The sequence below is a fragment of the Brevibacillus halotolerans genome (assembly GCF_026891775.1).
Lineage (GTDB): Bacteria > Bacillota > Bacilli > Brevibacillales > Brevibacillaceae > Brevibacillus_B > Brevibacillus_B halotolerans.
This window is the reverse complement of sequence record NZ_JAPTNK010000009.1, coordinates 59230-72208: the sequence shown is the minus strand read 5'-3', so window position 1 is coordinate 72208 and position 12979 is coordinate 59230. Positions and strand designations below refer to the sequence as shown.

Below are 12979 nucleotides of genomic sequence, written 5' to 3'. Positions count from 1 at the left end.
ATTGAAGGGTGGAGGTAATTATCTAATATGCACAAAAAAAGTTGCAAGTGGCCAGCCTGGATATTGCGAACGGTACTGTGTATCAGTATCTTGTGTGGGAATGAAGTCGTTGCTTTAGGACAAATCGTTCAAGCAATACCAGCAACAACAACTTCTAGTCAAACGTTAGAAAAGAAGATCAATCCTAGTATTTCATCTTTAACTACATCAGAAACTACAACTCCCTTGAAAAATTCGGATTCACCTGTTGAACAAGAATTTGAGAAAGAAGCTAAGTTAGAACTAGACCAAGAAAAACAAGAGGAACAACAGATTTACGAACCGCAAAATAACTCCGATTTTATTTCAAATGAATCTCCTTTCTTTACTCCAAAGAATGAGCTAATAACCCTTGATAAGGAAACAGTCGAAAAACTACTTCGAGAACAAGATACAAAACAAGCCGTTACCATTTCTCTTACGTCTGAACGAACATTACCACAAGAAGAATTAGAACCCAGTAAACGAATAGAGTTGGAGAAGTCGATGTATGATGCGGCTGCACCAGAGATTACTTATAACGACAATCAATATAGGGGTCAGCTGGTTAAAGGAAAATACTTCGCTACTGTACTAGATAAAGACGATCAAAAAACAGTGATTCTCAGCATTGAATACAGTGGGAACATTGAGCGTTCCCCGCTAACCCTTGAACATTTTGAACTAGGAGACGATCAGCCTACCAAGCAGGCTAAGGTCTCGCTTCGCAAGAAAAGATCGATGTTAGAAGAGGAAGAGCCTCCAACAAGACCCGGCCTTTTGAAAGCATTTGAAACGGATGATAAAAAAATGGTCATTAACTGGACGGGTTCGAAAAGCAATGTTGCTTTAGCAGGCTATGAAATCTATCGAAATGGGAAGCGCATTGCTACTACAAAAACGACTACATTTACGGATAGTGATAAAGACCCCTTGGTTTATAGCTATGTGGTACGAGCAATTGATATAGCAGGTAGACGTTCCGAGCCAAGTAATGTCGCGGTTCCCATTCCCTATAAAAAATCGGTTCAAATCTATAAGAAAGAACGGTTTTATGATGATACATCCTGTGCAATCAGAGAGGAATCTGCTTTCAGAGAGGCACCTAGCCGAATTACCTATCAGGATAAGGATAACTACAGTGGGTATGTAAAAAAAGACAGCTATATTTTCATCGGTTGTGGCGGAAAAAATGAGGAGAAGTATGCTGATATCGATGTGATTTACAAGGGTGAGGTTTATCGAAGCTTACATGAACTTACCACAAAGCCGGTTAATCTCGTAGCCTCATCTGTTAGCGAAAACGAAGTTACCTTAACATGGGACCCTGTCGTAAAACCAAACGATCCGATTCTATCATATACAGTAATCCGGAATGGGGAGAATCCCAAAAATGTAAGCCAGAATAAGTATGTCGATAAGAATGTTCAGCCAGGTATGCAATATCATTATCAGGTCATCGTTATTTTTGAGTCCTTAACCGTCTCACTGCTTAGCGATGAATTGAAGGTCCAGATACCAGGTACCGTGACGAATCCGCAGCTAATCCTATCTACGAATGTACTTCAGGAGTCAAGTCAAAACGATGGTAGCATAGCTACGCCTCTAAGCGTTTATCTTAAGCAGGGAGTTTTTGCAAAAGAACTCTCGAGCGGAATCACGATTGAAAATTTACCAGAAGGATTAACGATATCGACAAAACGTGATTCAGACAATCAGATAACCATCCAATTGAATGGCAAAGCCAAGACTCATGATAAGCCAGTGGACAACCTGATGGTGAAAATAGAGAAGAATTGTATTGTAGGTGCAACATCAGAAGCAAGGAGTGGTACATTCGCCATTGCTTTTCGAGAGAACAATATCGCAGCCTTGTATGAGTACGTATACAATGATCAGAATCAATTAATCACAATCAAAAAAGACGGGACAGTGATCCTTCGTTATCTATACGATGAAAATGGAAATCTAGTAACGAAAAAATCAATAAAGTAAAGGATGCAGGAGGAGTTTATGTATAGAAAATGGTTTTCTCTTTTCTTATGTACAACCATTCTTTGGACAGGGTTGTTTACAAATGTATACGTTGTTGGAGCAACAAATGTGCAGATGAATAACGAGCAAATAAACAGACAGAAGAATCCAAAGGATACGATAGATTGGATAAAAGACGAACAGAAAAAGGTAGAACATCAGCAAAAAGAACCTACATCTATGAAAGCGGATGTAACAAAAGAACAAATAGCCCAAATGAAGTGGGAACAGCTTTCTCTTGCATCTGTTCAACAGCTTTTTGATCAGGGGGATCGCACACTTCTACAAATCGTTGCCTATTTTTATACAGACGTACATCGACTTTTAACAGAAGAAGAGATAAATCAGCTGTATGAATGGAATGACGAACAAGTCATGGGCCAGATTTCCAACTTATCAGCGGAAAAAGTAAAGCTGTTAGAGCAATATGCCCCTAGTGCCATTCAGGCTTTACAGGATTGGAGAGACAAGGAGAAACCAAAAGGAAAGAGTACAACCAGTAGCATACAGCCTAGAGCCTTGGCTTCAGCCTCAAGTCCAAGCATGCACTTTACAGAAAAGGAGCAACCTATTCGTTATTTTGCCAATCATGTAGAAAACCCCGTAGATGATATCTATCTAACTTCGAATTTGCTGGAAACAGATTTAACACTTGAAGGTAAGCATGGAATGAATGTAGTTATCCAGCGTCGATATAACTCGCTATCTAGTAAAATTACGGCTCCGGGGTTTGAATATAGTGAAACAGCAAAAGAGAATCGGACCTACAATGTTAGAGAAGCTGGTACTTTACCGCATACAGTAGGGACGGGTTGGAGCTTTAATCTTCCAACCTTTGATGAGGTAACAAAGGAATTAGGGATTAACGTTCATGATTATAGTAATCAACAGTTTTATGAGGCGAAAAATACGAAACACCCTGTTTCTCAGTTTATTATATCCGGTGATGATTGGAGTACGATTGATAGCAGTAAAAAGCTTCCCTATCAGAATATTAAATTACCTTCCCTTATGACGAACAGAGAGTTAGGTTTTGCAAAAGATGGCTATTCATACTCCATTGAATATAGGGAAAAAGGAAGTACGTACATTGTTGAAAAGCAGAATATCTATGGAGATAAAATTACGTACAAGATTCCAGATTATAAAAGTACGATTGAGATTATAGATACAGTTGGGAGAAGAGTGGAGATTGGGTATGGGAAGGAAGGAATGATCGATTCCCTTAAGGTGTATAACCAAAAAAATAACCTGATCAAAGAGCTTAGATATCATTACAATACACAACGGCTTGAGAGTGTAGAAGAAAAAAAAGACGGGAAATCTACTACGATTGCTAGATACAGCTATAAAACAGCGACTGCAGAATTCAACTACATCAAATCATATGAATTGCCTAAAGAAAATAATGAGGCTGTGAAGCCAGATCAGCTTGAATCGGAAGCCTATCTAGCAAAAGACAAGCAAAAACGGCAGTTTATTGAATATTTATTGCTGCGAAAGGTAGAGTACCCTACACAGGGATTAACAGTCGATTATACCTACAGCACCTATAATTCTGAGCCTGCCAATCCGTTTGAACGCGGAGTCATTAGACTTTATCAGGATAACCAAGCGATATCCTACTATACGTACCATCCAGTTACCTCAGTGCGATTTAGCTATGATCAAACCTCTTCCTTATTTGGGGATACCGAACGAAAAAGCTTTATCTATTACTACAAATTCACCAATCAAGGAAAGCCGACAAAAGAGATTTGGAAGACACCTAAGTCTGGGATTACACGTTTGAGTAACCATCCGCTTCGTCAGGGAGACGTTGTGACCATAGAAGAAACCAATAGTTTTTCCTCGCAATCGACAGAAAGAACCTATCGGGTTAATGAGAACGAACATTTTAATCTGGTTCTTGAGAAGAAGACCAGTCCTAAAGAGCACTCTGAGCAGATAGTAGCGGAAGGGAAAAACTATCGATATAATCCGGTGAGTTATACCAGCTACGCCTATGAAGGAATTAAAACAAAACCAGCGTATGTCTATCATTTTTTAGATAACCTATCGGATGGCGAAGCCAAAAAATATTTACTGGCACCTCAGATTGATAAGCACGACAAGATCGAAAACCTCTCCTCCTTAGCAAATGAGGCGATCTATGAGTATGACCAAAATGGAGATGTCACAGAGCAAAAGGAACCGAATGGATTAACAACCCATTATAGCTACAAAGAAGTAGGTACATTGCGACTGCCTGTTCTCGTGGAACAAGTTGCTGAAAATGGACATTCCAAAAAGCAAGAGTATGTTTACAATCGGGACAATCTACTGGAAACAGAGACCATTACAGCAAAATACCCAGGGCAAGAATATGAGGATAAGCTGCTTCGTACGTACAAGTATGGGGACAAAAAGCTGCCTATTTCCTTAACAGAGGTTCAATTTGGGGCAAGTGATGAATTCTCACATTTCTCGAAGGCCTTTACTTATGACAAGAATGATCTACATGTCTCTACGGAACAAATTACGGTCTATAGCGGGGAAAACTCCTTAGGAACGTATTCCTTTACTTATAGGTATGACGATTTAGATTCCTTAGTAACCAAACAATTTCCTGATGAGAGCATAGTAGGGTATTTCTACGATGAACTTGGCAGAATTCAAAAGGAAATGTTTATTTCCTCAGATGGCGATAATCGGGAAACAAAATATTCGTATATAAATCAGGAGCGTAAAGTAATTAAAACACTACCTAACAAAACGGGGCTAATCACTTCATATACACCTGCTGGAAAAGTCGTATTTTCTGTAGAGGTGGATAGGCAAGGAAATCGACGCACTCTCGTGGAAAACTCCTATGCAGAGGATGGAAACCGTTTAGTTGCGACGTATCCGTATGGCAAAAAAGAAAGAGGAACCACGTACAGCTATCACAGTGATGGAACCCTAAGAACCGTCACAGACGCCCTGAAACGCACGACTACCATGAAATACGCCAATCAGGCTCAGGGTAGCAGTCTAATAACACCGGTAGAAAAAACGATTGCTCCCAATGGATTAGAAAGCACACAGCTTTATGATCGCTATGGACATATGGTCACCAATATGGTTCATACGACAGATGGTAATTTATCAACGAAAACTCAGATGCAGTATGATCGCTTTGGCAATCCAACGCACAAGCAGATCACGAACGAACAGGGGGAAAAACGTAGCTGGGACAATAAGTATGATTTACGTGGAAAGCCCATCTATATAAAAGACCCGGAAAAGAACATATACAAATTCCAATACGATGCGAACGGGAACCTGATGAGTACCTTTGAGAATGACAAGGAAACGGCCCGTTACGTATACAATGGACTTTCATGGAAGCTACGGGAAATTGACCCCGCTACCAAAAAGGTCAAAGAGAACTACGAATATGACAAGAGTGGGAATCTGGCAAGCTTTACGGATCAAAAGGGAAATACTCGGAAATATACGTATACGCCATTCTATGAGCTGGATACGCTGCAGGTCTTGTCAGGCAAAACAGTAGTAGAGACAGAGAAAAATACCTACGATCAGACGACACGCCAGCTCCTCACACAGCAAAACAACGATACAATGGTTTCCTATACGTATGACGGCTTTTTACGCCCAACTTCTATGACCACATTTGGACGTACATACGTACAAAGATACGAGGATGAAGATGATACCCCGGACTCGATTGTGTATCCAGATGGAACTGCAACAGCTTTCACCTATGATGAGCTAGGACGCATCTTATCCGTTAAACATCCAGACATGGGTAAAATCACTTATGAGTATGACCCATCCACAACAGGTGATACCGTTCATGTCCAGTATCCAAACTGTACCAAAATCGAGAAAGGCTTCAACTCATTTGGCCAAACAACAGACGTACAGCATTTCCTGTCCAACAACAAGGCGTGGGAAGAGCAAAACCAATTTAATGGCTTTGGAAATCTAGTGGAAACAACAGTGAACCAATCTGCTTTCACGTTCGGCTACGATAAATTGGATCGGATTCGTAAGGAAACAACACCGACAAGAAACCAAACATACACGTACGACGAACGCGGCAACCGCCAAAGCTATGTAACAGCCAAATCGCCAACAATTGTAGACAGCTCGTACACCTATGATGCTCTCAACCGTCTTAAAACCTATACAAAGAACGGAAAAGAAAGCACCTACACATACTATACGGGGGAGCTTAGAGCAAGTAAAGAAATAGACGGCAAAACAACTCACTATGTCTATCTAAATGGCAATGTGATTGAGGAGCTGGATGACAAGAATAACCTGCAAGCCCGCAACATCTGGGGGAATGAACTACTCTACCGCGATGATGTAGAAAGCCAAAAACAAGGTTATTACTATACAAATGCTCACGGTGACATCGTAGAAATAAAGGATAAGGCCGGGCAGACCCTGAATAAGTATGAATATGACCTCTGGGGAAATGTAGAGAGAAAGCAGGAAAAGATGTCAAATCCGTTCTTATATGCGGGAGAGTTATATGATGAAGAAACGGGCTTGATTTATCTACGTGCAAGGTATTATGATCCAAATGATGGAAGGTTTATAACGGAGGATACGTATAAGGGGCAAGTGGATAATCCGCTTAGTTTGAATCGGTATACGTATGGATGGAACAATCCTATAAGATATAGTGATCCGAGTGGACATATTCCTACTCCAAGTGAAGCTGCATTAATGGCGGATCATATCTATATTGCCGAAAAAGGAATAACATATAAGCTTTCGGGTGGATGGATGCTCGTAGATATAATAACAGGCGGCGATAATCTGAAAATGGGGGTTTATTCAAGGGTAAAAGCTGATGGAACAACTGAATATGCATTAGTAAATAAAGGTACAACCATAACGAGTGCGAATGATTGGGCAAATAATGTTCAACAGCTTTTTGGTTCATCAGCTGATATGAAAACGTCAATTGAAAAGTCGAAAGAATTTGTTAAAAAACATTTAAAGAACGAAATAACTATGGTAGGACACTCGAAAGGAGGGGCAGAAGCAGCCGCAAATGCAGTGGTAGCAAATAAAAACAGTATCATATTCAATCCTGCAACCGTCAATCTGAAGGCATATGGGCTAAGTTCTTCCAATTATAGTGCCAGTATGACTGCATTTATTGTAAAAGGTGATATTCTAAATTCTATAGAAGTGGGGTTCAGTAAACCTATAGACAAAGTGGTGTATTTGCCTCAACAGTACGGAGGACATTGGTCTGAGTTTTGGCAAACAAACGCTATTGACAGGATAAAAAACCATTTAATGGGCGCAGTCCAAAAGGCGCTAAAGGAGGCAGGATATAAGTGAGGAGCAACACTTCTTTACGCACGATGATTATAGTGTTAATAGTCTTTGTTGGGATAATAGCATATTTTACTGTCTGGCCTTGGGTTATGATATTTTTGGGAAGTTCTTTATTACCAAATCCTCCACGTCCCGAAATAACATATGGTGAATTTCCATTTCGTTTGGAATATGAAATTAAAGGGAAACGGAGTGTTATTCAAGATACTTTAATATGTGAATATGATGGTATTGGAATTAACGAGGGACAGGGTAAATATCGGGAATGGAAGAAGCATTTAGCCAGCGGAAAACAACAAATATTGTTGTTAAAGATTGATGATTCGAAAGAAATATATTATGATCCGGGTCCTGCTCGATATTATATGGATGATATGAATGAAGGAGTAACGTATATACATGGTTTTCCTAATGCAATATATTTCGAAAAATATGCGGATGGAAGCACCAGGGATGGTATTATACCTGCAGATGAATTACTTACTAAATACAATATTAAATTGATAAGTTGGGATTATACCCAACCCATAAAAAATAATTTTTCAACAACAAAAAAATAAGAGGAGATATAGAATTTAACCACAATACGGCTAATCATCGTGTTGTGGTTCTTGTTTATAGGTATGTGCCTTCCGCCTCGCGTCACCTTCCATCGCCAGAATATTAAAAAAGTGGTTTTTGCTCGGTGGAAGATGGATGCAGTATAACAAGCACTGAACTGGAGGTGAAACTTGAATAATGACTAAAAAGATGATTATTTTTTCTTTTATTGTAGTTATGTTTCTCACATTATTTTCCTATCGGTTTATTGGTAAAATTTTAGGAGAGGAGGAGCATAAAATTACAAATATTAATATTTACAAAGAGACCCCGGCATGGAATTTAGCTTTAGCTGTAAGAGATCAAAACATAAAGGTAATAGAAAAAATAGCAAAAAAAGAACCGTATTTATTAAACTATCAAGATCCAAAATACGGAGCGACTTTGCTATTCTGGGCAGTAGGGATGGAAAAGTACGAATCAGCAGAGGCATTATTAAAATGTGGCGCTAATCCTAATATCCAAGCAATAAATTATTATGGTGAGACTCCACTTTTTAGAGCATCTGGATATTCCTTTATTGATAATGATGCCAAAAAAGACCCGAAATACGTAAAGCTTTTGTTGAAATATGGTGGTGATCCCAACATAAATTATATTGGTTCTGATAGTACAGTTATTGAGCCAGGAACAAGTCCATTGATGAAATCGATTGGAAATAGTATCGAAAAAACAAAAGCACTGGTAGAAGCAGGTGCTGATATTAACTATAAAACAAAACGTGGGAAAACAGCAGCCATTGAATCATTAATAGCAAATGCCCCGGAATATGCTAGATATTTAATTGTTGAGAAAAAAGCCAAAGTATCAGACCCTTATTTTAGGAGGGAAAATCTTGGAGATGAAGATCCAAATGAAAAACTATTTCCTGTAAGAATATTAAGATCATGGGTGTTTGATCTAGGTTCAGCTGAGCATAAAATGAAAATGGAGATTGTTGAAGAATTTGCCCGACAAGGTGTGAATTATTGGGATACTCAAATTGATCAATATACACTTGATTATATTCAAAAAAGATATCCTGATACGTGGAAGGAATATACAAAAAAGTACTAAATAGTCACTATTCTCAGCTAGAAGCCCCGGAACGAGTAAATTATCTACTCAACTGGGGTTTCTTTTTGGCCTTTTAATAAGAGTTAGACCAGAAACATGGTTGTGTAAACCTATAGACAAAGTGGTGTATTCGCCTTAACAGTACGGAGGACATTGGTCTGAGTTTTGGCAAACAAACGCTATTGAGAGGATAAAAAACCATTTAATGGGCGCAGTCCAAAAGGCGCTAAAGGAGGCAGGGTATAATTGAGGATTAACATTTTTTCAGCTTCAATTATTGGCTTGATAGCTGCTGTTTCAGTAATAATTTATTTTACTGTTTGGCTGTGGGGTATGATATCTTTGGGAATTTCCTCACTTCCAAATCCAACAAAACCCGAAATCACATCCGGTGAGTTTCCGTTTCGCTTAGTTTATATGATTAATGGAGAAACGAAAGTAATTGAAGACACTTTGATTTGCGGGTACGACGGAATTGAAATGGATGAAGGGCATGGGAAATACCGTAAATGGAAGGAACGCCTAGGTAGCGGAAATCAAAAAGTACTTTTATTGAATGCGGATGGTGCTCCAGGAATAGCATTTCATAACAAAAAAACATTAAGCCAAGTAGTATATTATGAACCAGGACCGGCTTGGTATTATATGGGCGATGATGAACGTGGTAACGGATATGAACATGGGTTTCCAAATGCTTCGTTTTCAGAACAATATCAGGATGGAAGTGGTGCGAATGGTATTATACAAGAAGATGAATTGCTTAAAAAATACAATATTAGATTGATAAGTTGGGATTATACTCAACCAATAAAAAATAACTTTTAGCAACCCAAAAATAAGAGGATCTGAAGAACTCCCCCACGATACGGCTAATCATCGTGTTGTTATTCTTGTTGATTGGTATGTGACATCCGCCTAGCATCACCTTTCATCGCCAGAATATTAAAAAAGTGGTTTTAACCTTGGTTGAAGATGGATGCAACCCCCTGTCATTATGAATAATGGCAGGGGGTTTTGGCCTATATTCATTTACTTCAGATCTTATATACAGGAGAGTTATAATCGGGCCTGTATTTTTACGATCCAACTCAATGATCCACCTTATCTTTTTTAAAGCGATATTATGAACCTTAAAGTTTACACTACACTCCTATAGGAAGATAATTACATGAAAATATCGTAATCGGTACTCTAGTGGGCGACTCAATCCTGGTAAAAAAGGGTCCTATTTTTGAAGGAAGTAAGTTGAATAAAATTCTAAAAGAAGTCTACTTATACAAAGAAGTCCCCAATTAAAAACTATCTAAAAACTCGATGGCATATGTAAATGATGGGTTACTTTTTTTGAAATTTCTCCCGATTGAAGTACAGTAAAGGTAAACATATAGGGGGGAAGTTTCATGAATGTTCTTTTCTTAATATTATTCATAGTACTTCTAGTTAATCTTGATAAAGTGAGTGTATTTATAAAAGAAATTGGGATTAATAGTTACCTTCATGAGAAAGGTCTATTGACCGGACATGAACTGGGAGATCCAATAACTATGATATTGGTTGTCATTTTATTACCTGTTTTCTTAGTTTCAATCGGAGTAATTTTCTTTTTTTTAAATAGATTGTGCGTCGCATTTTTCCTATTTATTTTTAATAAAAAATAGATCCTATTCAAAATAAAATGTTTGATGTAAATAAAGAAAGTCTTCCGCTTATCGGAAAGATATCGTATAATAATGACATATTCACTTTGTTTTTTTGTTTATTTATTTACCCTATAACTATGAAGGGGTCTTTAAGAATGAGTTTTGCTCTTTGTGAGCTTAATTTTTAAATGATGGAATCTAGAATTTAATAGAATGTAAATAAATTGGGAGAAACCTGTAAAGGTTTCTCTTTTTGTTTATTCAAATATGGAGGAGATTATATGACGGTATCACTCACTGGATTTGAGCTTGTAATCATTTGTCTTTTTTTCCTAATAGGCTATTGTTTCTGGGCTTGGAAAGAGTCAGATAAGTGGCAAGCGATTATAAAGATGAGGTATGAAAATCCTGGACAAACAATTATTCATAATCACTTTGTAAGTTCGGACGTTCAAGAAGTTATCCATGATAACAAAAATCTAGTAAAAAATAAAAACATAGAGAGTTCTCCTATGCTTCTATTAGACTCTCAGATACCAAAAAATAAAAATCATGAAAACGATGCGGGTAAAAACATAAAAAAGGACACAAATATGTTATTGCCAGACCACACAATTTATGAGCGTATTGTTGATAAAACTACAGACCAAATGAATAATCCTAACAAAAATGAAGGCAATGCTAGTAGTGATGTTGTACTAGTAGAATTAAATGAAGACGTCATAGCCAACGATCTATACAACCATTTAGTAGATGAGTCAAGTCTTGAAGACTTTTGGAAAGTGTCTAAAGAGCAATTACAAAACTTGTTAACGATTACAGAAATAGAAGAAAACCCAAGCAAATTTGCTGGGAATAGTTCGTTGCCTATAGTTGGAAAGATACTTGGAAAAAAGAAAATGGATACTGAGTATATGCTAAGGTTTGGAGATGAGAAAACTGTTACATGGATTGCTGTAACCAATCAAGAACTATTTGATCAACCTAAAGATAGTGTTGTCTCTTTTTTAGTAGATATTTCGTACGAAGATCAAATCTTGAGAATAAAGCAGGATAACAACGTAAAAGATTTCCATATTTTATCGGGACCATCGGCTTAAATCATTTTAATAAACGAAAGGGATGAATTTTATCCCTTTTTCAAGTCAATGTAAATTCAAACTTTGACTTGAAAAGTGGATAAACTAATATTATCGATTAAAAAGTGGTCTAAAGCAAGGCGGTTAAATTACACCACACAAAATTAGACTCAATAAAGGCTCATATCCCCATAAAATTTAGTAATGTAATGTTTGAAAAACGTAAGTTTTACAACAAAAAAAGTTTACGGGTTACAAAGCTCTAGGTATAGAACTTGATCTATATATGGGGGTACAATTCCAGAATGTTATAACTTAAAAAGGATTCTTTCATAAAAAACAGTCAAAAAGTACTATTCAAAAGCAAAATAGTATATTAAAAAAAGAGGAATTGTAGTCTTTTTTTCTTATACTCAAATTTATATCATAAATTTATTCTGTCCAAAAGTATGATATATTATAGTGAAATTGTACCAATTACAATTTATTTTCTTAACAGTCAGGAGTGTAGAAATGTGAGTAATTACCCTTATTCGGTTAATGAATTATTAAGTGGCCTAGTAGTGGGGAATCAAATTAAAAATCCGTCTAAAGACGAAATCATACCATTGCACCAATTCCATGTTGAAGTAAAAGACCATGAAGTTAAAGCATCATTTGTCACTTTAAGAGGATCAGATACAATGGTTTTTTCCGAAGATAATGTCAAAACATTATTACGGAATCATAATACATATTTCTTTGATTACCTGCTTACTGATCTAAAAAATACCTTCCACAGTTTTAAATTGAAGCTATATTTTGGTACAGATTGGAAGCTTATATACGACGAACACTCCTATTTAACAGGTAGGCTATATTTTAAAGTTTCTCCATTAGGTAAGAGTGATTTTTGGGAAAAGATGGATTACGTTCAAACAGAAGTTCCTCAGATATTGAGACAGAAAGATAGTGATCTGTGTTTTCATATTAATCAAGGAAAAATTAATTTTCTGGAGTATAAGTATTATTATTCAGATATACACACTTATCCTTACGTACCCAAAAATGTAAAAGAGCATAATAATGCAACTTTTGCCCAAATGTATTCATTAGCCAAAACAATGGAATATGGGGTTATTCGTATTGAGAAGAAAGATACCAAAGGACGTATTAACGAAATATCTGCCGATACTACTATTAAATATGGTGAGGGAGACATGTAAA

7 protein-coding genes are annotated in these 12979 nt (G+C 37.2%); all 7 read left to right on the top strand.

Going from position 1 to position 12979, the window contains the following annotated elements:
- The first annotated feature begins 27 nt into the window (after positions 1-27).
- The 7 genes from O0550_RS13010 to O0550_RS12980 all read left to right on the top strand — a co-directional run bounded on the left by O0550_RS13010 (position 28) and on the right by O0550_RS12980 (position 12978).
- A complete protein-coding gene (locus O0550_RS13010) occupies positions 28-2013 on the top strand; it encodes a fibronectin type III domain-containing protein (protein WP_258426526.1) in 1986 nt (661 codons plus the stop codon).
- An 18-nt stretch (positions 2014-2031) separates the two neighbouring features.
- Positions 2032-7401 carry an RHS repeat domain-containing protein gene (locus O0550_RS13005; protein ID WP_258426525.1) on the top strand — a complete coding sequence of 1790 codons (5370 nt, stop codon included), beginning with the start codon at positions 2032-2034 and terminating at the stop codon, positions 7399-7401.
- The gene (locus tag O0550_RS13000; RefSeq protein ID WP_258426524.1) at positions 7398-7958 is read left to right on the top strand and encodes a hypothetical protein; all 561 of its coding nucleotides are present in this window, start codon (positions 7398-7400) and stop codon (positions 7956-7958) included. The genes O0550_RS13005 and O0550_RS13000 overlap by 4 nt, the downstream gene beginning before the upstream one ends.
- 178 nt (positions 7959-8136) lie before the next feature.
- Positions 8137-9054 carry an ankyrin repeat domain-containing protein gene (locus tag O0550_RS12995; protein WP_258426523.1) on the top strand — a complete coding sequence of 306 codons (918 nt, stop codon included), beginning with the start codon at positions 8137-8139 and terminating at the stop codon, positions 9052-9054.
- A gap of 246 nt (positions 9055-9300) precedes the next feature.
- Entirely contained in the window at positions 9301-9879 is a 579-nt protein-coding gene (locus tag O0550_RS12990; RefSeq protein WP_258426522.1) for a hypothetical protein, read from the top strand.
- Between the two features lie 1096 nt (positions 9880-10975).
- Positions 10976-11794 (top strand): hypothetical protein, encoded by an 819-nt coding sequence (locus O0550_RS12985; protein WP_003345283.1) that lies wholly within the window; start codon positions 10976-10978, stop codon positions 11792-11794.
- Between the two features lie 494 nt (positions 11795-12288).
- Positions 12289-12978, top strand: a complete 690-nt coding sequence (locus O0550_RS12980; protein WP_258426521.1) for a hypothetical protein — start codon at positions 12289-12291, stop codon at positions 12976-12978.
- Position 12979: the final 1 nt, after the last annotated feature.

Excerpts from the sequence above, each read along its gene's own strand:
- O0550_RS13010 (WP_258426526.1), top strand. The coding sequence starts at position 28 with ATGCACAAAAAAAGTTGCAAGTGGCCAGCCTGGATATTGCGAACGGTA.
- O0550_RS13005 (WP_258426525.1), top strand. The coding sequence starts at position 2,032 with ATGTATAGAAAATGGTTTTCTCTTTTCTTATGTACAACCATTCTTTGG.
- O0550_RS12995 (WP_258426523.1), top strand. The coding sequence starts at position 8,137 with ATGACTAAAAAGATGATTATTTTTTCTTTTATTGTAGTTATGTTTCTC.
- O0550_RS12985 (WP_003345283.1), top strand. The coding sequence starts at position 10,976 with ATGACGGTATCACTCACTGGATTTGAGCTTGTAATCATTTGTCTTTTT.